This window comes from Mucilaginibacter sp. UYCu711, from assembly GCF_050433825.1.
GTDB lineage: Bacteria > Bacteroidota > Bacteroidia > Sphingobacteriales > Sphingobacteriaceae > Mucilaginibacter.
Window position 1 is genome coordinate 86,218 of sequence record NZ_JBNPWM010000014.1, and the last position, 21,843, is coordinate 108,060.

Annotated in this window: 16 protein-coding genes; 9 read left to right on the forward strand and 7 right to left on the reverse strand. The window is 43.9% G+C overall.

The annotated features are described in order from the left end of the window. Positions 1–36: 36 nt before the first annotated feature. Together ABIB50_RS24880 and ABIB50_RS24885 are read right to left on the reverse strand one after the other, a co-directional pair. Entirely contained in the window at positions 37–312 is a 276-nt protein-coding gene (locus ABIB50_RS24880) for a hypothetical protein (RefSeq protein WP_429384334.1), read from the reverse strand. Positions 313–402: 90 nt separating this feature from the next. Next, positions 403–741: a single-stranded DNA-binding protein gene (locus tag ABIB50_RS24885; protein ID WP_429384336.1), complete on the reverse strand. Its 339-nt coding sequence runs from the start codon at positions 739–741 to the stop codon at positions 403–405. Positions 742–889: 148 nt separating this feature from the next. On the opposite strand from ABIB50_RS24885, the gene ABIB50_RS24890 reads away from it, so the two are divergent. From ABIB50_RS24890 to ABIB50_RS24920, 7 genes are all read left to right on the forward strand, one after another. After that, positions 890–1,255, forward strand: a complete 366-nt coding sequence (locus ABIB50_RS24890; protein WP_429384338.1) for a hypothetical protein — start codon at positions 890–892, stop codon at positions 1,253–1,255. Between the two features lie 92 nt (positions 1,256–1,347). Next, complete coding sequence (locus tag ABIB50_RS24895) at positions 1,348–2,412, forward strand: NADH:flavin oxidoreductase/NADH oxidase (protein ID WP_429384340.1); 1,065 nt, start codon at positions 1,348–1,350, stop codon at positions 2,410–2,412. Between the two features lie 112 nt (positions 2,413–2,524). Then, on the forward strand, positions 2,525–2,944 hold the full coding sequence (locus ABIB50_RS24900; protein WP_429384342.1) for an OsmC family protein: 420 nt from the start codon (positions 2,525–2,527) through the stop codon (positions 2,942–2,944). A 541-nt stretch (positions 2,945–3,485) separates the two neighbouring features. Further along, on the forward strand, positions 3,486–4,799 hold the full coding sequence (locus ABIB50_RS24905; protein ID WP_429384345.1) for a hypothetical protein: 1,314 nt from the start codon (positions 3,486–3,488) through the stop codon (positions 4,797–4,799). A gap of 14 nt (positions 4,800–4,813) precedes the next feature. Next, positions 4,814–4,975, forward strand: coding sequence for a hypothetical protein (locus tag ABIB50_RS24910; RefSeq protein ID WP_429384347.1), 162 nt, complete (start codon positions 4,814–4,816; stop codon positions 4,973–4,975). A 381-nt stretch (positions 4,976–5,356) separates the two neighbouring features. Continuing rightward, on the forward strand, positions 5,357–6,085 hold the full coding sequence (locus ABIB50_RS24915; RefSeq protein WP_429384350.1) for a hypothetical protein: 729 nt from the start codon (positions 5,357–5,359) through the stop codon (positions 6,083–6,085). Positions 6,086–6,218: 133 nt separating this feature from the next. After that, the gene (locus tag ABIB50_RS24920; RefSeq protein ID WP_429384352.1) at positions 6,219–7,664 is read left to right on the forward strand and encodes a hypothetical protein; all 1,446 of its coding nucleotides are present in this window, start codon (positions 6,219–6,221) and stop codon (positions 7,662–7,664) included. Between the two features lie 51 nt (positions 7,665–7,715). On the opposite strand, the gene ABIB50_RS24925 is transcribed toward ABIB50_RS24920, so the two are convergent. Genes ABIB50_RS24925 through ABIB50_RS24935 form a run of 3 tightly spaced genes read right to left on the reverse strand, consistent with a single transcriptional unit; the run spans position 7,716 to position 13,177 of the window. Then, positions 7,716–10,931 carry an error-prone DNA polymerase gene (locus ABIB50_RS24925; protein ID WP_429384354.1) on the reverse strand — a complete coding sequence of 1,072 codons (3,216 nt, stop codon included), beginning with the start codon at positions 10,929–10,931 and terminating at the stop codon, positions 7,716–7,718. A gap of 6 nt (positions 10,932–10,937) precedes the next feature. Next, positions 10,938–12,443, reverse strand: a complete 1,506-nt coding sequence (locus ABIB50_RS24930) for a Y-family DNA polymerase (RefSeq protein ID WP_429384357.1) — start codon at positions 12,441–12,443, stop codon at positions 10,938–10,940. Between the two features lie 2 nt (positions 12,444–12,445). Then, positions 12,446–13,177, reverse strand: a complete 732-nt coding sequence (locus ABIB50_RS24935; RefSeq protein ID WP_429384360.1) for an ImuA family protein — start codon at positions 13,175–13,177, stop codon at positions 12,446–12,448. A gap of 526 nt (positions 13,178–13,703) precedes the next feature. On the opposite strand from ABIB50_RS24935, the gene ABIB50_RS24940 reads away from it, so the two are divergent. Beyond that, positions 13,704–16,670: a SusC/RagA family TonB-linked outer membrane protein gene (locus ABIB50_RS24940; RefSeq protein ID WP_429384363.1), complete on the forward strand. Its 2,967-nt coding sequence runs from the start codon at positions 13,704–13,706 to the stop codon at positions 16,668–16,670. A 22-nt stretch (positions 16,671–16,692) separates the two neighbouring features. Continuing rightward, entirely contained in the window at positions 16,693–18,297 is a 1,605-nt protein-coding gene (locus tag ABIB50_RS24945; protein ID WP_429384366.1) for a RagB/SusD family nutrient uptake outer membrane protein, read from the forward strand. Positions 18,298–18,470: 173 nt separating this feature from the next. Here ABIB50_RS24945 and ABIB50_RS24950 read toward each other — a convergent pair whose 3' ends face one another. Both ABIB50_RS24950 and ABIB50_RS24955 read right to left on the reverse strand, forming a co-directional pair. Then, positions 18,471–19,568, reverse strand: coding sequence for an AI-2E family transporter (locus ABIB50_RS24950; protein WP_429384369.1), 1,098 nt, complete (start codon positions 19,566–19,568; stop codon positions 18,471–18,473). Positions 19,569–19,618: 50 nt separating this feature from the next. Continuing rightward, the gene (locus tag ABIB50_RS24955; protein WP_429384372.1) at positions 19,619–21,799 is read right to left on the reverse strand and encodes a tetratricopeptide repeat-containing sensor histidine kinase; all 2,181 of its coding nucleotides are present in this window, start codon (positions 21,797–21,799) and stop codon (positions 19,619–19,621) included. Positions 21,800–21,843: the final 44 nt, after the last annotated feature.

The following is a 21,843-nucleotide window of genomic DNA, read 5'->3' on the forward strand; positions in this document are numbered from 1 at the left end:
TAATATCGTCTAAAGCGGCCGCCTCGACAGTCATATCTATTTCTTTAAGAATAAGAAAACAATTGCTAAGGTTGCACCAACTTGCCCGATCCAAAAAATAAACATCCATTTTACAGAGTTGCCAATCTTTTCGCTTAGGTCGTATTTAACCTTTGCAAGATCATCTTTAGTAGCCAATGTTTGGATGGTGTTTTCCACAGATCGTTCTGTTTTATTATCAATGTATTTAAACATGGCCTCGGTTGTGTCGTTACCTAATTTATCAGATAACAACTGGTATAACCGGGCGGTTTCTTTTGCTTCTAAGTACATAACAAATATAGTGATAAGGTTTAGGTTTTTTAATGATAAGGTTTAGGATTTTTAATGATAAGGTTTAGGGTTTATATCATTATAACCTGTTTAATTACGGTTGCTTACTTTTAAAAACTCGTTCACCACAATTTCTGATGTGTACTTTTTATTGCCGTCTTTATCCAGGTAGTTACGGTTGTTTATACGCCCCTCAATTATGATCTCGTCGCCTTTTTTCAGTACGTCTTCGGCTATTTTGGCCTGTGCGCCCCATATTACAAGGTTATGCCACTGCGTATCGGTTATCTTTTCGCCTTTGTCGTTTTTGTAGCTCTCGCTGGTAGCCAGGGATAGCTTAGCCAGTTTCTTGTTGGTGTCAAATGTTTTAATTTCTGGGTCCATGCCTAAGTTGCCTACCAGGCGTACGCTGTTTTTTAATGAGTTCATGATTTCTAAGTTTACTTGTTCTACGTTTTAATTGACAATACAAAGGTGCAGCGGCCGACAAAAATTAGTCGGTTATTAAGCGTTTATAGTCGACAATATACATTTGCAAACGTTTGCAAGCGGATATAATATTGGTTACCTTAGCCTTATGGAAACCGAAAAAACATGCCTTGATTGCGGCAACCCCATTCATGGCCGTGCCGATAAGAAGTTTTGTAACGACCTGTGCCGCAATAATTATAACAACCAGCTCAATAGCAACAGCTATAACCTGGTGCGCAATATCAACAACATATTAAAACGTAACAGGCGTATTCTGGAAGAGATGAACCCCGGTGGCAAGACCAAAACCACCACCGCTAAAATGGCTGCCAAAGGCTTCAATTTTAAATACCTTACCAACAAGTACGATACCCAAAACGGCAAAACCTATCACTTTTGCTACGAATACGGATACCTGCCCTTAGAAGGTGACGACGTACTACTGGTCAAGCGCGAAGAGAAAGTAGAGTAAGTTTATCATCTTACTATCATAAGCGGGTATTCTTACAAAACCCTGAAACTAATTAATGCGGTTACCACTCATATTTGTCAAAAAAACTAAACATGCCAAATCTATTTTCATCACTCAAGATAAAAGACACACAGTTTAAGAACCGGATCGTTGTATCGCCGATGTGCGAATACAGCAGCGTTGACGGTTTTGCCACCAACTGGCACCTGGTACATTTAGGCAGCCGTGCCGTAGGCGGCGCAGCGTTGGTGATTACCGAAGCTATCGCCGTATCGCCGGAGGGGCGGATAAGCTATGGCGATCTGGGCATTTATAAGGATGAGCACATCGCGAAGCTAAAAGAGATCAATGAGTTCATCCACTCGCAAGGCGCGCTATCAGGCACACAGTTGGCCCACGCCGGCCGCAAAGCCAGTCATGAGTTGCCGTGGAACGGTAACGCGCAAATCCCTTCCAATCAACCCAACGGCTGGAAAAGCGTAGCGCCAAGCGCCATCCCTTTTAATACCAAAGAAGAAGCCCCTTTGGAGCTGGACAAAGCCGGAATAGAAAAGGTAAAGGCAGATTTTAAGGCCGCTGCCGCCCGCACCCTGGCTGCGGGTTTTGACGTGATAGAGATTCACGCAGCGCACGGCTACCTGATCCACGAGTTCTACTCGCCGTTAAGTAATCAACGGATCGACGAGTATGGCGGGCCATTCGGGAACCGTATCCGTTTGCTGTTGGAGGTCGTGGAAAGCGTGAAGGAAGTATGGCCGGCAAACAAGCCGCTGTTGGTGCGGATTTCATCAACCGACTGGACCGAAGGTGGTTGGACCATTGATGATTCGGTAGCCTTAGCTGCTATCCTGAAGCATAAAGAGGTCGACCTGATTGATTGCTCATCGGGTGGTAACGTAATAGCTAAGATCCCGCTTAAGCCGGGTTACCAGGTTGAGTTTGCCGGGGCTATTGGCAAAACCGGCATCCTTACCGGCGCGGTAGGTTTAATAACCGAAGCCAAACAAGCCGACGACATTATACAAACAGGCCAGGCTGATATGGTTTTCATAGCCCGCGAGTTGCTGCGCGACCCGCATTTCCCGCTGCGTGCCGCGCACGAGCTTGGGCACGATGAAGTGAAATGGCCCGTACAGTACGAACGGGCGAAGTGGTGAGTGATGAGTTTTGAGTAGTGAGTAAGAAAACAAAAGCTCATAACTCACAACCCACAACTCATCACTCAAATCACTATATTTACACATACATAACCATTAAACTATAACCACCATGAAACGCACCGCACACGCCCACTGGGCCGGCACTTTAACCGAAGGCCAGGGAGAGATCACCACCCAGAGTACCATACTTAACAATACCCAATACTCGTTTAAAACGCGCTTTGCCGACGGCATTGGCACCAACCCCGAAGAACTGATTGCCGCTGCACACGCAGGCTGCTTTACCATGGCAGTTGGTGCGGCCCTGTCGCAGGCTGGCTTTACGCCGGGCGACCTGACCACCGACGCCATCCTTGACCTTGACATGCAGGCCCTTGCCATTACCGGTATCCATTTGGAGTTAAAAGGTGCTGTGATTGCCGGGGTAGACGAAGCCAAATTTAAAGAGATTGCCGAAGGCGCCAAAGCCAACTGCATTATCAGCAAAGCGCTAAGCGTGCCTATTACGCTTAATGTGACTTATCAATAAAAGTATGTTCATTTGTTATCCTTAATGTGTCATTTCGATACGAGGAACGAGTGAGAAATCTTATATAAGCGATATGGAAGGCGTATAAGATTTCTCACTACGTTTCGAAATAACACATCTGTTTAAGCATACAAAAGCCATGGGTTTAACCTGTGGCTTTTTTGTTAAGGGTGTTTCACTTTAAAAGTGAAACACTTGAAACACCTTTTTAGTTAACCTATTGATATAAAGTAAATTATATTTTTTAGTGAAACACTTTGAAACACCCTTATAAGTCAGTGTTTTTAAACTAAAAATTTAATCAATATGTTGATAATCAAATAATTAAAAAACGACCGTTTTTTGCTACTTTTTTAGGAGTGAAACACTAAAAGTGAAACACCGGATCGGCGGAAGAAGGCATAGCCAAACAACATCAACGTGCGCGGTGGCCGGTATCCGCTTCCAACGTTAACGCAGCTTGTAGTTTATTGAACATTATGAATAACAATTTCTTTTGATTAATATTATTGTGTTATTTAGCGATAATAACCTAAACACTATGCCTGCCTTTTTTAACCGACTAAAGTTAAACCCTTTAAAGAATAATATTTGGCTGTCAGTTAGCTTACTACTGGTATGTTTCCTGGTTTATTTCCCAACGTTTAATAACCAGTTTCAAAATTTTTGGGACGACCAGTGGGTAGTCATTAATCATTATACCAATGATGGGTTCACCCGTAAAAACCTTTGGGCAATCCTTTCGGAGTTTTATCATGGACAATACGCGCCTGTAAATCAACTTTACTACACTTCACTTCATACTATATTTGGGTATAACGCCATGGCTTTTCATGGTGCGTGCCTGGTTATTCATATCCTTAATGTGTTGCTTGTTTTTGATTTTGTGAAAAAGCTGTTACGCTTAAATAAAGGATTTAATGAAGGCTCTGTAGTGCGTATTGCCTATTTCACTGCTATTCTTTTTGCTATCCATCCATTTCTTGTGGAGGCAGTAGCGTGGATATCCGCTTCGAAAATTCTTTTGTATGCGTTTTTTTATTTGATCGCACTGCATTTTTACCTGAGTTATACTGTTAATTTAAAGCTGAAATACTACTTCCTTACGTTGCTGTTTTTTATAATAGCGTTTGGCGCAAAAGAGCAGGCCGTAACATTGCCTGTTTGTTTTATATTGATAGACTATGCGTTAAACAGGGACTTTAAAAACCTGGAACGATGGTTAGAAAAATTGCCTTTTTTTATTTTGTCTGTACTATTCGGGATCTTTACCCTGGTTTCGCAAGCGGTAACGGGTTCCGGGGCATTATCAAATGAAGCACAATATCCCTGGTATCAAAAAATAATTTTCGCTTGTTATTCACTGGTCGACTATCTTTTTAAATGCCTTATCCCTTATAAGCTTTCTTATTTATACCCGTTTCCTAACCCGCAAGGTTTCCCGTTGCCTGCGCGCTTTTGGCCATACCCTTTTGTTGTTATAGCTGTTATAATTTGTTTATGGAGTTTTTGGAAGCAACGCTGGGTGTTTTTCGGGATGTTATTTTTTATATTACATATAGCTGTTGCGCTGCATATCGTTTCTATCCCGCGGTTTGCTATTGTGGCCGACAGGTATGTCTATGTCGCTTCAATAGGTATATTTTTTATCCTGGCATGGCTGCTTGACAGGGCATTCTGTTTAAAGTACAGGTACCGCAAAATACTTATGGTACTGAGTATTGCTTACCTGTGTACCTTAGGTGTTTATACCCACAGGCGCGTTAAAACCTGGTATGATACGGATAGCCTGAAGCAAGAAATGCGCGAACTTATTAATCAGCGTGAAGATATTGAACCCGTCTCTTTATATTAATATTAAATAAACCAATGGCAAAAACAATATTTAAAATACTGGGCATACTCCTATTACTGGCGGCATTTGCAGCCAATTTGCAATACGCGTCTACAAATTATGGCGTACGTACTAATGTATTGGCTAAGTCGGTTATAAACCAACGAAATTATGGGGACTCGTTAAAACTTAAGTAATTGTGTGTAAATTATTTACTATCTTCTTTAAATAATTCCATACCAGTGATAGTTGCAATTAACAGTAGACCAGGCTATTATACGCCTGGGAATGCCGATCATATGACGACTCATTTTGTTGTAATTGTAGGGTCTGGAGTGGAAGCAGACGGAAGGCGTTACTTTAGATTTTACGAAAACGCAACAAGTAGCCCGGTAGAAGGTAGAAACAAGAATAATAAATTATATTACGATCCGGTTGCTCTTACATTGCAAGGCACTTCTGTTACTTCGTATCATCGCGGTGTTACGTTTGACGTACTTAATATAAGACGAATGGTTCCATCATTTTAAATTATTATGAAAACATTAGGAGTGATATTTTTATTAAACTTATTTTTAATGAGTTGCTCTACTAGCATTAAAAGTGGTAGTTATACAGAAAGTTATATTGATGATCTGAGTGGCGATACTATTAAGATAAGAATTGATACTAACGTGATGTCAAAAGATACATTTTTCTTGAAAAGAAAAACCACGAATGGCGTAAGGACCAATTCTATCTTTATTGACCAAAACAAAAATTCGCTTTTTTACAATACTGTTTTTGGAGTTAGTGTTTACGACAATCAAAACATCAGGTACTACCTTAACGAACTAAGTAAACGTAAGGCTGTTTTAAGTCATCTTAATCTGAGTGATTTCCCAACCGAATGGCGACCGGTGGTAAAATATCGCAATAAATACTATTTATATCAGCCAAGTGATGCAGGAGGTAAGGGTACTATAATGGTAACAGATTCAACATTAATGCCTTATTTGTTTGGTGATGGTTATACACCTATTGCGTTAGACTCGGTTACTAAAAAAACCGATAACTTATATATTATCAAAACTAAACACCTTGTTTCGATCGACCAATCCTGTCCGTCAGAAGTAAATATTTTTGTACTTGATAAAAAAACAATGTTAGCTGTTTGGGAAATGAAAAATGAAAATGGTACTGAATATCGCCTTATGGTGCCCAAAGCAACCATGCAATATTTCCCTATTATTGTGAACTCATCAACAAATAAAGAAGACGAATTTGATTTCGAAACGATTGACTATAAAAAATTAATAAACAGGTAATGTAATTAATTCCGGCATTAATGCTCGGATTCATAATGCCGGTAAAAAGAAAACACCTTCTTTTTACCGGCATTTTTCAATACAGGTCGTATATTTAGTGTAATAACAATCCTATCAATCCGTATTTTCTAAAATGCCCAAAAGTAAATTAATATTAATAGCCGCTTTTATTATTTACGCCATAAGCGCGGTTTTTAACAATGGGTATTATTACTATGACGAGCATTACCAGATCATAGAATTTGCCGATCTGAAAACCGGTCACAACACCCCGGACGACCTGCCCTGGGAATATAATGCCAAAATAAGGCCTGCGGCACAACCCGCGATGGCATACGTTTTTTTGTCATTGATGAGGATGATACATATCAATGACCCCTATATATTAATGATTATCCTGCGGTTATGCACGGGTATAGTGGCGTTGCTTATTATCACATATTTTATTAAAAAGACTGCGCATTTAATTAATCCCGACTTTAGAACCTGGTATAGTTTACTTAGTTACTTTTTATGGTTCATTCCGTTTGTGAATGTCAGGTTTTCGTCAGAGTCGTGCGCGGGCCTGGCTTTTATTTTAAGCATCGCTCTGTTATATAGCGATATAAAATTCCGGTATTTATTAATAGGGTGTTTACTGGGGGTGAGTTTTTTGTTCAGGTTTCAAACCGCCTTTATGTCCTTAGGCTTTATTTTATGGTTGATTTTTATCCATAAAATTCTTTTAAAAGATCTGCTGAAAGTTTTACTTGGAGGTTCTTTAATATTACTCCTGGGTATCGGTATAGATTATTGGTTTTACGGCAGTTTTACGCTAACGTTTTACAATTATTATGTGGCAAACGTAATTCATAATGTTGCATCCAACTATGGTGTATATCCCTGGTATTTTTACTTTCTCAATTCAACCATTGATGCGTTTACGCCTATTGGCATTTTAATTTGGCTATGTATAATTAACTTGTTTATATCGCATAATAAAAACTTTATATGCTGGGTGATATTGCCTTTCTTACTCATCCATATGATGACACCTCACAAAGAGACAAGGTTTCTTTTCCCGTTAGTTAACGTGTTACCACTTGCAATAGTGCTTTCTCTTCAGGACCTGTCAAAATTTAGTTTCTTCAATAAACGACGGCTTATTTATTACGTTTCATCAGTATTAGTAATTATAAATTTAGTTGCTTTGGTAATAACTATGTTGTCTCCTGCTGATAGTAAAGGCCGGTTAAACATAATGCAAACAATACATACCCAATACAAAAATGACAAAGTGAAGTTATGGTATGTTGATATGCGCAATCCTTATATGCCTATACTTATAAACCAAAACTTTTACCGGGATGAAAATGTTTCGGCAGAGCCTTTAGATGTTACCCTTCTTAATAACTTTAATAACGGTGTTACCAATTTGATACTCATAAAAACTACTGACATTGCAAATTATCAACATTTATTAGCGCCTTATCAAATAAAAAAAATCAAATCGGGCATCCCTGAATGGATTCAAAAAATAAAAACGACTACTGGTTATGTTGATAATTCACTAACGTTATTTGCGGTAACCTGGCGTTAGTATTGTACGCGTATGAGCGGTTAGCCCGGCCGCCCAAAGGGTGTAAACGCCCTAATGAAAATTCCTGCCCTTATGAAAAACTTCCTCCTGCTTTTTAACCTGCTGCTGGCCCTTGTTTGAGCCGCCATGTGCCGGCGAGGTTGTTTCGTCTGCGTGGGATAGGGTGAGTACGGGTTGGTTGTTGTTGGGCAGCGGGGTTAGTTTGCTTAGCAGGGGGCTAAGGTTAAAGCAGCGCCGGGCAACTACGTGTATCACCTTGCCCTCTATCTGCACTTTACCCTCAACCATAAACAGGCGTGCCTGTAATATTTCGCGGCGGTATTGTTCAAACACCTTTTCCCACACTACCAGGTTTGAAAAACCCGTTTCATCTTCGATAGTGATAAATAATACCCCTTTGGCGGTGCCGGGCCGTTGCCGTACGGTTATAAGGCCCGCTACTTTTATGGGGTCGCCATTATTAAGTAGCGGTAGTTGAGCATTGGGGGTTACCTGCAGCATGTTTAACTGCGGGCGCAAAAAGCTAACCGGGTGCGCTTTAAGCGACAGGCCGGTGGCGGCGTAATCGTGCACCACATGCTCGGCCGGGGTCATAAACGGCAGGCTTATTTGTGCTTCGGTTGCACTCTCTGATGGTTGGCCGGCAAACAGGCCGATGGGTTTATCGTTTAGCGCGGGTACTTCCCACAGGGCCTGGCGGCGGTCGAGGTTTAACGAACGGAACGCGTCGGCGTCGGTCAATGTTTCAATAGCGGCCTGCGATATACCGGCATCGCTTAACTGGCTCATACTATGGTAACCGCTGCCACGGCCGGCAATAAGGGCCTGCATATCGTCCTGCCTTAAGCCCTTTACCTGCCTGAAACCTAAGCGCAGGGCGCGGTATTTGCCGTCTTTTTCTTCCAGTGTATTATCCCACCCGGAATGGTTAATATCTACAGGGCGCACAATAACACCGTGCCGCTCGGCATCAATAACAATTTGCGCGGGTTGGTAAAAACCCATAGGCTGGCTGTTAAGCAGCGAGCAGGCAAATACATCGGGGTAATGGTATTTTAACCAGCAGGATATGTATACCAAATGCGCAAAACTATAGGCATGGCTCTCGGGGAAGCCATAGCTGCCAAAGCCTTCTAACTGTTTAAAAATGCGGCCCGCAAATTCTTCGTCGTAGCCCTTGGCCACCATGCCATCTATCAGTTTTTTACGGAACGCGCTTACCTGCCCCTTGGCTTTAAAGGTAGCCATGCTGCGGCGCAGCTGGTCGGCCTCGGCAGGGGTGAAGTTTGCCGCTACAATGGCAATTTCCATAGCCTGTTCCTGGAATAGCGGTACCCCTTTGGTCCGTTCTAATATTTCCTTTAACTCCTGGGTAGGATATATTATGGGGTCTATACCATCGCGCCTGCGCAGGTAGGGGTGCACCATGTCGCCCTGGATAGGGCCGGGGCGTACAATGGCAACCTCTATCACCAAATCGTAAAACACCCTTGGCTTTAAGCGTGGCAGCATAGACATTTGCGCCCGGCTCTCTATCTGGAACACCCCTAAGGTATCGGCATCGCAGATCATATCGTATACCAGCGGGTCGTCCTGCGGTACGTTTGCTAAAGTAAGATCGATACCATAATTATCGCGCACCAGATCAAACGCCTTGCGGATACAGGTTAGCATGCCCAATGCCAGTACGTCTACCTTTAAAATACCTAAGGCCTCCAGGTCGTCTTTGTTCCATTCCAATTGGGTGCGGTCGGCCATCCGGGCGTTCATTACCGGGCAATAATCTGATAGCTTGGCCTGGGTGATGACAAAGCCGCCGGTATGCTGGCCCAGTTGCCGGGGGAACCCCATTAGCTGATCCGTCAGCTCCAGGATCTTTTGCAGGTGCGGGTCATCGGGGTTTAACCCCTGGGCGATGATACGTTCGCGGTCGAAAGCATCTTCTGCATAATGCCAGATAACACCCGAGAGGCGTTTGATGGTATCTTCGGACAGGCCCATAGCTTTACCTACATCGCGGATAGCGCCTTTATGCCTTTCCTGGGTTACGGTGGCTACAATACCGGCATGTTCGCGCCCATAGGTTTCATAGATCCATTGGATAATTTCTTCGCGCCGTTCATGCTCAAAATCAACATCCACATCGGGCCATTCTTCGCGCGCGTCTGACATGAAGCGGGCAAACAACAGGTTTGATTTTTCGGGGTTAACCGGCGTTATGCCCAAACAATAACAAACCGTACAATTTGCCGCCGAACCACGGCCCTGGTGCAGGATACCCAGTTCTTTGGCCTTATTAGTATACTCATGTATCCGCAGAAAATAAGGGGCCAGCTTACGCCGTTTAAAAAAGGCCAGCTCAAATAGTATCTGGTTCCGGGTTTTTTGAAGCATGGCTTCGCCAAACATTTTTTTTGCTCCGGCCCAGGTATGCTCGGCGAGGTGTTCATCGGCAGTGCGGCCGTCGGGGCTTTTCCATTCGGGTTCTAAATACTTTAAGGTATCTAAAGAAAAAGTGCAGGCATCGGCAATTTCAAGCGTGCGCGCAATAGCATCCGGGTATTGGCGAAACAGGCGCTGCATTTCGTCAATACTTTTTAAATGCCGCTCGGCATTGGCATGCAGCTTAAACCCGGCGTTGGTAATGGTGCATTTTTCGCGCACACAGGTAACTACATCCTGCAATTCGCGGCGCGTAGCGGTGTGATAATACACATCGTTAGTAGCTACCATAGGTATTGGCAACTGCGCTATACGGTGCAGGCGTTTAGCATCGTCGCCGTTGTATGAGCGGCTGGCGGCAATGTAAAGCTGGCTCCCTAAATTGTGGTGATATAACTCCAGGTCCTGTTTAAAGCGCTCATCAAAATCAAACCGGCTGTTTAACGCATCGGGTGGAATTACAATAAACTTAATTCCTTCGGCATGTTCAAAAACATCCTGTTTATACAAATGGCACTGGCCCTTTTCGGTGCGTAAATTCCCTATGCTTAGTAAAGCACATAAGCGGCCCCACGCAGTAATATTAGTAGGGAAGGCCAGCAGGCCGGGGCCGTCAAGCAGGTCAAGCCGGCAGGCAGGTATAAATTTTATGCCAACGTTTTTAGCTGCCTGGTGCGCGCGCACTACGCCGGCCATGGTATTGCGGTCGGTTATGGCAATGGCTGCATAGCCATAAGCTTTAGCCTGTTCTGCCAATTCCTCGGGGTGCGAGCCTCCTCTTAAAAAACTAAAATTGCTGGTTACCTGTAACTCTGCATAGCTCATAATACATCAGGCAAAAAATCCATGAATAAACCATTGGTTAGTGTGGTCGCCGGTATAATGGCCCGACCTGAATAGCCAGTAACGCTGCCCCTGCTCGTCCTCAACATAATAATAATCGCGGTGCTCGCCCTGGTCAAGCCACCACTCGCGTTCTATCCGTTCGGGGCCATCGGCTTTTTTTATATGATGGGTTTTATTTTTGTAGATAAACAACATGGGCGGGTAATCGGGTATCAGGGCGGTAACCTCAATGCGTTCGGGCTGTGGCAATAAAATAGACGGGCGCGGCCTATCGGTGCGCCAGGTGGTTGGCGGTTTTTCTTTTAATGAGATTGTTGGTTTGATAGAGCGCTCGGGCCAATAATGCTCTTGCGGCACATAACGATGAATATTGCCTGCACCTATTTTATTAGCTAACCGGTCTAATAATTCTGCCAGTCGCGTATCGGCCAACCCGCACCCCCCGGGCAACCATAGTATCTCTTGCTCCGGCTCAACATCTTCGGATTTAGGTGCTTCAAGGGTAAATAGTTCAATACCCAGGGCGGGTTCAATTGTAGTTATTTTTAACTCAAACAGTTTAAATAAATGATCAATGTTATTGGTGGCATTATTGGTGCCGATGCCCGCTGAGACCATCTGGCCATCTATACGGTAGCACTTTAATAGCGCTATGCGGATACCTTTACCCTCGCTGGCCAAACGCTTACAAAGGGATTCTAAAAGCTTTTTAATAGCTATCTCTATGCCCACCGCGGTGCGGATAGGTTCTAAACAAGGCAACCTTTCGGTATAAGGCTCAATAGGTTGCAGTAATTGCAGGGGTTCGGCCTCGTTACCCAGGGCCTGGTCCAATCGCAGTAAAAAACCATCGCCAAAACGCCGCCGCAAAGTTGTGCGACCCAAGCCTATAAATTTGCTGATAGTATATAGCCCCAACTTATATAACCTGTCTAATACTACTTGCTCTAAACGCAAGGCGGCAGGGGGGAGCGATAGCAAGGCCTCCTGCTGCCCGTTAGGAGGAATAATAGGTTTAACCTTACCAAAACGGGCTACGCCCCATGCTGTGCCCGCCGTATCGGCTATAGCGCCGCGTACATCATAGCCTTTGCTGCGCAGCCGCGTAACTATTTCTTTTAAGCAGGCCCTTTCGCCGCCCCAAAGGTGTGTGCAGCCTGATATATCAAGTATTAACCCATCAGGCAGATCAACAGCAACTGCGGGGGTATAACGGATACACCATTCGCCTAATGCTTTAAGCAGTTTGGCCGGCTGGCCCGGGATATCGTCTAATACTTTCAGTTCAGGCACTAAGGCTTTTGCATCGGCAGCAGCCATGCCCGCCGATATACCTTGTTGTTCGGCAAGGGCGTTAGCTGCCCGTATGATTATGCGGTTATGGTAAGGCCCTGCCAAAACAAATGGTACATCCTTTAACTCAGGCTGGCGGAGCGTAAGCCAGTCAGTCATTAAATGGCGGAACCATAAAGAAATAAATCGCTTTTGCATAGTTATCCTGCCCTTCTTTCATCCAGTTCTATTATTAATTCGTGCTCCTCAACCGGTAAGAATCCGCTATCGGCCCATTCCAGTTTCCAGCTGCCGGGGTTACCATTACGCACCCGCAGTAAGTTTACCTGCCATCGCGGATGGCCCACGCCGGGTAATTCATCTATAAGCCGGCTTGGTAACGATGTGATTTGCCAGCGCGCCACGCAGGTAGTTGTACCCAGCTTACTTGGGTCAGTACGTAATAAAAACCCGGTAACCTTACTACTCTCAATTGCCAGTTGCAGCCTGCGCGATTGCGCGAAGCTTATCTCGCGCACTTCGGCAATAACGGCTGCAATACCTTCGCATTTTAAAGCTTCTTCCATGGCCCAAAGCACATCGCGCTCGCGGGCAACATCAATAAATATTACTTTATCGGGCACTACGCCAAAAGTCATTAATGCCGGCGGAAACAGCTTACGGCCGTTACTTATCCATAAGCAGGCCCCACCATTTTTCATTAAGAAAGCTGTTATACCGCCCATTAACCCACTTGTAGCCGCGGCCTGTTCGGGCGTAGGGCAAATCATTTCATGAATATTACCCGTTGGGAAAACGCCATTTGGAAAAGCCGCTTCTATTGGCCCCAGGCCTATGCCTTTAAGCATACCAGCCTTAGGAGGGGTAAAGCCCTGCCATTGCAAAATATCTTTCTGCAATTTATTGATGATATGTTGTTTGGCGTCGTGCATAATACGGGCTGTAAAGTTATGCTAATATTTTTAGTATTTTATATTAATTACCGATTTTTTTTGATTGGTATTTAGCCTTTGGATCAGGCCGCGTAACGATAGGAGCGGGTACCGCCCCTTTTGCAGAAGCAGTTTTAAGTAGCAGTGGCAGTTTGATTATTCCTCCATGCACCCGGTATTTGGTGCATGGTTGGTACCTGCCCCACTATATGCAAACGCGACGGGCTGTAAAACAGGCTTTTATAAAAAAGTTGAATTTCGTAGATAAAATTATTAAACAAGTTAATAACAAACTTGTTACATTTATCAAACTTTTGAGCATGAGCTGTTCGTAAAGCTATATAAACCAATGTTAAATCTAAATTAATTCTATGCTGTTTTTTATAACCACATAGCATTAGTTTAACCTTAAAATTTATTTAAAGCTAATAGTAAATTGATCTTGTAATAACAGTATAACCCTTGCTTTGCTTAAAATTTTAATATATTAATTAATACATACAACAAACCCAAATCTTGAACCACTATGAGACAAATTTACCAGCGATTATTAATAGTTTGCTGTTTAATGTTGAGCGTAGCTGCGCTTGCCCAGCAAACTGGCCGAACAATTACCGGCAATGTAAAAGACGAAAAGAGTGAACCGCTCCCGGGTGTTTCGGTGCTAATTGCAGGTACCAACACGGGGGTAATGACCGATGCTAACGGTAATTACAGCCTGCGGGTAAACGGTAACGTAACGTTAAGATTTAGCTTTGTTGGTTACGTAACAAAGGACCTGGAAACCACCGGCGGCAACACCCTAAATGTTAGCCTGGTACCGGATGCTAAGCAGCTTAAGGATGTTGTAGTTATTGGGTATGGTACGTCGAGCAAAAAAGATGTAACGGGAGCCATAGCGACCTTAAAAGCCGAAGAGTTTAATATGGGCGTAACCACAACCCCTGCCGACTTATTACAGGGCAAAATAGCGGGCCTGAACATTACCAAAAGCGACGACCCTAATAAAGCTCCTACCGTAATTTTAAGGGGCCCGTCAACCTTCCGTACGGATGGCGGCGCGCAAGAGCCTTTTTATGTGATTGACGGCGTACCCGGCGCTGCTATTGATGTATTGGCACCGGCCGACATTGAAAGCATTGATGTATTAAAAGATGCAGCATCGACAGCAATCTACGGATCGCGCGCGGCTAACGGGGTAATTATAGTTACTACCAAAAAAGCCAAAAGCGGCCAGACACGCTTATCGTACAGCGGTTATGCCGGTATACAAAGTGTATCTAAAAAAATAAAGATGCTAACCGGCGACCAGTTGCGCCAATACCTGGCAGATAATAAAGTAACGGCTCTGAAAAACCCGATTGACGATGATGGATCAAACACCGACTGGCAAAGTTTGGTAGAACGTACCGGTTACTCGCAAAACCATAACATCAGCTACGGCGGTGCCGGCAAAAACTCTGATTATGGCGCAAGCGTAAACTATTTTAAAAATGATGGAGTACTTAAACGTACGTCGTTACAGCGCACCATTTACAGGGGCTATATTAACCAGCGGTTTTTTAATGACCGTTTAAAGCTGGGGTTAAATGTTACCAATACCAACTCGGATGTGAATGACATTTACCAGGCCAACGTATTGCCGGGCATGTTATTTTATTTGCCGACCGTTAGCCCTTACAACCCGGATGGCAGCTATAAAGAAAACTACCAGCGTACAGGTAGCGGTACTTTAAACCCGTTATCATTACTAAATAACAACACCATTAAAACCAATGATAATAAAACGCTGATAAACGGTGTTGCCCAGTTAGATATCATTGACGGGCTTAGGTTTACTTTCAGCGGCTCTGTACAGCGCGACCAGAATAACTATAACAGCTACCAGAACAGCATGTCTGGCCTGGCCATAGGTTTAAATGGTGTTGCCAAGCGCCAGTCGTATTTAAACACTAATAATATTTTCGAGTCGTATTTTAATTATGATAAAGAGTTTGGTAAACACTCGTTAAAATTATTAGCGGGCTACTCTTACCAGCAAAACCGTACCAATGATGGTTTTGGTGTACAAACACAAGGTTTTTCAAACGACGAGTTAATGTATAATAACCTGGCCCTTTCAAACCCAAGCCAGTTATCACAAATCGTGTTTGATTCTACTACGCCTATATCAACCTTAAGGCTGATATCTTTTTACGGCCGTGCGCAGTACCAGTTTGATGATAAATACTTGTTACAGGCTTCATTACGGGATGATGGTTCATCAGGCTTTGGTTTAAATACGCGCCATGGTTTGTTCCCGGCGGTATCTGCAGGCTGGAGAATCATCGGCGAAGACTTTATGAAAAAAATACCTGTTATAAGCGATCTGAAGTTGAGGGTTGGTTACGGCGTATCTGGTAACAGTCTTGGTTTTAGTCCGTTTACGCCGTTGTTAATTTATGGCAGCGCCAACAGTAAATTCTTGTATAATGGCAACATTATCAATGCTATTGGCCCCGTGCAAAATCCTAATCCTGATCTGCGTTGGGAAAGTACCGGAACGCTTAACGTTGGTATAGATTTTGGCTTGTTCCAAAACCGCCTTACCGGTTCATTTGATTATTACGACAAACGCACCAGCAACCTGATCTATTCGCAGTACCCGGTGTCATTAACCCAATACTTCCTGCCCACTATTACGGCAAATGCGGGTAACATCAAAAATTCGGGTGTCGAGTTAAGTTTAACTGCTGTTGCAGTAAGATCGGGCAGTTTTAACTGGAAAACATCTTTCAACGTATCGCATAACACCAACGTGGTAGAGAGCTTATCGAAGGATATTTACAACCTGCCTGCATTTTACACCGCGCAATTGGGCGGCAAGGGGCAGTCTGGTAACTATAGCCAGATTGTACAACCCGGTCAGCCTATTGGTACATTTTACTTATGGCACTACCTTGGTAAAAATGCTACTGGTATAAGTACCTATCAAAATGCAGCCGGTGCCACTATTGCTACCCAGCCTTTAACAACAGATCAGCGGGTTGCGGGAAGCGCGCAGCCAAAGATGATTTATGGCTGGAGCAACACGTTCAACTATAAGAATTTCGATCTTAACTTCCTGGTACGTGCGGTAACGGGCAACAAAATATTGAATGCAACTCTGGCTAACTTAAATAACCCTACAGATTCTAAACTGCAAAACATCCCAACGTTTACGCTGGGCGAAGCATTTACAGACGTGAACGGCTATTTGATATCTGATCGTTTCCTGGAAAGCGGCTCATATCTGCGCCTGGATAATGCTACCTTAGGCTATACTATTAAAACCCAAACCGGTGCGTTTAAAGCCATCAGGCTGTACGTAACAGGCGATAATTTATTTGTGATAACCAAGTACCGCGGTTTAGACCCTGAAGTTAATATAGGCGGTTTAACACCGGGTATTGATAACAATAACTTTTATCCAAAAACACGTACATTTTTATTTGGCCTAAACGCTTCATTCTAATTTAATTGAAACATAAAATAATATGAAAAAGATATATTCATTTTTAGCGGGATGTGCAGCCTTAGCCACCATAGGCTCATGCACCAAGTTAGATGTGCCTGTAGAATCACAGTATGTACAAGCTAACTTTCCAAAAACCACGGCTGATTATACAGCTTTGCTGGGTACCATGTATTCCAACCTTTCATCAAACTACGGTGTACCTTACTGGCGTATGCAGGAGTTAGCAACCGACGAGGCTATTTTGCCGGCACGTGATGGCAACTATGATGATGGCGGGCAATATCGCCAGCTGCATTACCATACCTGGACATTTGATCACCCTAACGTTATAGGGGTTTGGCAATGGGGTTTTAGCGGTATCAATACCTGTAACCGTTTGTTAACTATCGTTAATGCGGCCAACTCGCCCGAGTCTGTTAAAACAGCTTACGCTGCCGAGATCAGGGCCATGCGCGCGTTATATTATTTCTTTATGATGGACCTGTATGGTAATGTGCCTATCATTACCACGTTCCCGGTAAACGGCCTACCCGCTACCGAGCAACGTGCTAAAGTAGCCGCCTTTATTGAAACAGAGCTGAAAGCGATATATCCTAACCTGCCCCGGAAATCAAGCAACGCGGCAACTAATACGCTACAGTATGGCCGCCCTACCCGGGAGATGGCATTTTCATTACTGGCTAAACTGTATTTAAATAACCAGGTTTACACCGGCGGTGCCGACCGTAGTACTGAAGTTGTTGCCATGGCTGATAGTGTGGAGAAAAACACTAACTACAGCCTGGATGCTAAGTATCGTGATATATTTTTAGCAAATAACGGCCCGCAGATAAACGAGACCATATTTGCCGTTCCTTACGATCAGCAAATAGGTACTAACCAGTTTACCCGGTTTGGTTTTTACCCGGCGCTATACCTGGCTTACGGACTTGGAGCTCCAAACCTGAGTATAGCCATGAGTACTACACCTGAGTTTTATAACCGCTTTAACATACCTAACGACTTCCGTACCAAAACCTGGTTGGTTGGCCCGCAGTATGTACCTGATGGAGCAGGCGGTTTTACCACGCAGCCGGCTTATTACCCAGGCACCACAAACCAAATTGTTATAACCGCGACGTTGACCCTGGTACCGCCAAAACCGATGGATTTAGGCAATACACAGGCCAGCCAGGCAACCGGCATACGTTCGATAAAATATTATCCCGACCCTACTATAACAACGGCTACCCGTTTAAACGGTAATGATATGCCGGTATTTAGGTTAGCCGACATCTATTTAATGAAAGCCGAAGCTATTTTACGCGGCGCTGCACCAACTACCGTTAACGGCGTATTAGAAACACCGTTGATACTGGTTAATAAATTACGTAGTCGTGTAGGTGCGCAAGCAGCAGGCAGCGTTGACCTGGCAGTGTTGTTAGATGAGCGTGCCCGCGAACTATCGTGGGAGGGCTGGCGCCGGAATGACCTTATCAGATTCGGCCAGTTTGAAATTGAATATCCGTTACCAAACGATGTGCTGACAATGAATAAGGATGTAACAAGAAGGCTTTACCCGATACCGTCTACAGAGCTGAAAACCAATACAGCCCTAACACAAAACCCGGGATATCCCAAATAACATAAACAAAAAAAGCCCCGAATATTCGGGGCTTTTTTTATGTCCTCTATTTAGTTATGAGTTATGAGTGGTGGGTTATGAGTTTTTGCCGCTTCATTTAACTCTGCATCCGCATTTAGACGGATGAGAATAGCACGGCCCGTGCCTGGCTTTGTTGTTTTGATCCCCTCAACCTACTTTACGCCAACGGCTTCTTTGCGCCGCCTGCTCCATACCTGGCCCATGTGTTTGGTGGGTATGTTGTCGCCTAATATTTTACCCCAGGGTTTAAGGTTATCAATACGGTCGAAAATGATTTTTAGCACAGCAATGAATGGGATGGACAAAAACATGCCTGATATACCCCACAGTGCGTTGCCCATCAATACCACTACGATGGATACCAGCGCGTTGATCTGTACCTTGGATGATACGATGCGCGGCACCAAAATATTATTATCAATAAACTGGATAACCGCATAGGCTAATATTACCAGCAGCTGCGTGCTGTAGCCGTCCTTGGTTATGGTAGCCATTATAACGGGCAGCGCTATGGCTATTATGCCGCCCAGGTAGGGTATAAGGTTTAGTATTGCACCTATGCAGCCTATTAATATTCCGTATTTTACCCCTAACAATAACAGGGCGGCCGAGTTCATGGCAGCTACGATCATCATTTCGATAAGCAGCCCTACAATATAGCTTTGTATAGCGGTTTTGGTTTCTTTTAAAACCTCGCTCAACTTTTTTTGATTTTCTTCTGAGAATACTTCGTACAGGAAATTAAGGATAAGCGTTTTATACAACAGCATTAAAAATATATACACGGGTAGCAACAGGATGATGCCCAGCGTACCAAACAGCGAGCCTACGGTTTGGCCTACCATGGCCTGGCTGCCGCCAAGCAAATCTTTTATCATTTGGTCCTGCTTTTTTACGGCCAGCCCAAAAGTAACGGCTACCCAGTTTTTAAGGTCGACAGACATCTCGGCAAACTTTTGCTTGAGCGTAGGCAGCGAGTCGCCAAACTGGATGATTTGGGTGGATAGGAAATAAAATATCGCCGCCACAACTATAAAGGCTATCAGCATAGCCAAGCAAATGGCGTAGATCTTGGGAATGCCGCGGCTCTCGAACCGGTTTGCCAGGGGGTTAAGCAATACCGACAAAAATGCCGCGAAGGCTAAAGGTACCAATATATCCTCCAATTGCGCAAACACGTAAACCATCAAAACTAGTCCGAATAGTATTACGGTGGTTTTCAAATAGAAGGGATATTCTTTGGCTGCCATGATATATAAAGTTACCAGACAAATAACATAATAGCCCTAATTGTTTTAAATTAGGCTGGGGTTGTATGACCAGCCGGCAGCATAAAGCAAAGTTCGGTACCCGCGCCCAAGTTACTTTTAGCCCAGATTTTTCCTTTTTGTTTTTCTATCAGGTCTTTACAGAACAACAGGCCCATGCCGGTGCCGCTTTCGTTTTCGGTGCCGGTGGCGCTGGTTACCTGGCTTTTAAACAGGGTGTTTAAATACTCGGTGGTCATGCCCACGCCGTAGTCCTTTAAGCAAAATACCACACCCTCATCGCCCTCCAGCCAGGCCAAGATCTCTATAATGCCGTCGCGGTTTGAGAATTTAATGGCATTGGTTAAAAAATTATGCACCACAATGCGCACCGAATTCGGGTCGGCATGTGCCACGGTATTAACAGCTACGTTTATTTTAATGGTAATGTTTTTTTGCTTCAGTTTATCTTCCAGATGCAGCAACTCGCGGTTTACAATGTCAATCAACCCGAAATTGGTGGTCCGGTCTTCGGCCAGGTCTACCTGGCTGTTTATCCAGAACAGCAGGGTATCCAAAAAGTCTGACGTATGCTCCAGCGTATGAAATACCCTGGGCGTCATGGCAATAAACTCCTCGGTGCTGATGCTGGTATCAATCATCAGGTTAAATAATCCCCTCAGCGTGCTTATAGGTGCCCGCAGGTCGTGTGCCAGTACGCCTATCAGGCGGTCCTTTAGTATGTTCAGTTCGTTTAGTTTGGTTGCCTGGGTGTTAAGGTCAGCTTGCTGGGCCGCCAGTAAGGCATTTATTTTTTGTTGTTTGCTTTTGGCAACATAATAAACCGCTGCTATTATGGCCAAAATTAGAATAACGGCTGCTGATACCAGGTTCTCGGTTGTTTGTTTGGCTATTTTTTGCTGGTAGAGTTTTTCTTTCTGGCGTTGTTTGGCGGTAAGGTCTTTTTGTTTTTTGGCGAAGTCGAGCTCCAGGTTATACAGCATTATTTTATGCACGCTTTCGTTGTGCTTCAGATCGCTTTTTAACGCCGAGTATAATTCATACTGATGGTAGGCCTCTTCAAAACGTTTTAAACCCGCCAGTGCTTTGCTAAGCCCTAAAGCGGCATCGGTTTTAATGGACAGGCTGTTTAGCTTAGCGCCGATGTTTTGGGCCTGTAGGGCATGATCATAAGCTTGCTGGTATTTCTTCTCTAAGTTATATACCACAGCCAGGCCGATATTGGCGTTGGCTTGGTTAAACAATATTTTGTTTTTGGTAGCTGTGCTTAATGCCAGGTTAAGATAATATACTGCCGAGTCGGTATGGTTGGTATAATAATTATACAGGCCCAGGTCATAATACACCAGGCTTATGCCGTCGGTATCGCCAAGCTGATGAAAAATAGCCGATGCCTTGCGCAAATACTTTATCGCTTCGGGTAGTTTATGTTGGGCCAATAAGGTTTCGCCTATGTTTTGGCATGCGCCACTGATACCTTGCTTGTTGTCCCGTTTTTTCCAGATAGCCAGGGCACGGTTATAGTAATTGATGGCTTTTGGATATAACTCCAGCCGCTGCATGATAAGCCCTATGTTGTTATATTTATAGGCCGATGAAAGCTCATCCTTGCGTTTGATATTAATAAAAAGCGATTTAAAATAACAGTCCAACGCCTTAGAGTAGTCGCCTTTACTATCGTAGGTTATCCCCAGCAGGTTATAGCACTTGGCTTCGTTATCCTCATCATTAGCTTTAAGGATAAGGGCAAGCGATTTATTGTATAAGCCTATAGCGGCATCATAATTACCTAAATAATTCTGTACGTAGCCTAATCCCTGGTAACTGCTACAAATGCCATGCACATTGTCAATTTGCTGGTATAGTTGCAGCGCCGCGGTATAATTTTTTGATGATGTTGCATAATCGCCGCGGAAAGTATTAACGTGGGCCAAATGGCTAAGGCCATCGGCTATGCCTTTTTTATAGTTTATTTGTTTGGAAAGCTTTATCTCCAGGTCGCCGTAATACAATGCACTGTCCGGATAAGATGCAAAATACCCTTTAGCTAATTTATTAATTCGGCTTATGGTAAGGGTGTCTGGCCTGGCCTGGTTTTTTAAAGAAGCAACAATTAAGCTTTTAAGGCTATCTGTTGACCTGTTTTGCTGTTTTGCAAACACGTTTGGCGCAGCCAGATTGAAAATAATAAGTATAGCGAAATAAGGTTTCAATATAGAATTGATCTACAGTTAATTAAAAAATAAAAGTATAACTT

Coding starts and splice junctions, on each gene's coding strand:
- ABIB50_RS24880 (WP_429384334.1), bottom strand. CDS start 312: ATGTACTTAGAAGCAAAAGAAACCGCCCGGTTATACCAGTTGTTATCT.
- ABIB50_RS24885 (WP_429384336.1), bottom strand. CDS start 741: ATGAACTCATTAAAAAACAGCGTACGCCTGGTAGGCAACTTAGGCATG.
- ABIB50_RS24890 (WP_429384338.1), top strand. CDS start 890: ATGGAAACCGAAAAAACATGCCTTGATTGCGGCAACCCCATTCATGGC.
- ABIB50_RS24895 (WP_429384340.1), top strand. CDS start 1,348: ATGCCAAATCTATTTTCATCACTCAAGATAAAAGACACACAGTTTAAG.
- ABIB50_RS24900 (WP_429384342.1), top strand. CDS start 2,525: ATGAAACGCACCGCACACGCCCACTGGGCCGGCACTTTAACCGAAGGC.
- ABIB50_RS24905 (WP_429384345.1), top strand. CDS start 3,486: ATGCCTGCCTTTTTTAACCGACTAAAGTTAAACCCTTTAAAGAATAAT.
- ABIB50_RS24910 (WP_429384347.1), top strand. CDS start 4,814: ATGGCAAAAACAATATTTAAAATACTGGGCATACTCCTATTACTGGCG.
- ABIB50_RS24915 (WP_429384350.1), top strand. CDS start 5,357: ATGAGTTGCTCTACTAGCATTAAAAGTGGTAGTTATACAGAAAGTTAT.
- ABIB50_RS24920 (WP_429384352.1), top strand. CDS start 6,219: ATGCCCAAAAGTAAATTAATATTAATAGCCGCTTTTATTATTTACGCC.
- ABIB50_RS24925 (WP_429384354.1), bottom strand. CDS start 10,931: ATGAGCTATGCAGAGTTACAGGTAACCAGCAATTTTAGTTTTTTAAGA.
- ABIB50_RS24930 (WP_429384357.1), bottom strand. CDS start 12,443: ATGCAAAAGCGATTTATTTCTTTATGGTTCCGCCATTTAATGACTGAC.
- ABIB50_RS24935 (WP_429384360.1), bottom strand. CDS start 13,177: ATGCACGACGCCAAACAACATATCATCAATAAATTGCAGAAAGATATT.
- ABIB50_RS24940 (WP_429384363.1), top strand. CDS start 13,704: ATGAGACAAATTTACCAGCGATTATTAATAGTTTGCTGTTTAATGTTG.
- ABIB50_RS24945 (WP_429384366.1), top strand. CDS start 16,693: ATGAAAAAGATATATTCATTTTTAGCGGGATGTGCAGCCTTAGCCACC.
- ABIB50_RS24950 (WP_429384369.1), bottom strand. CDS start 19,568: ATGGCAGCCAAAGAATATCCCTTCTATTTGAAAACCACCGTAATACTA.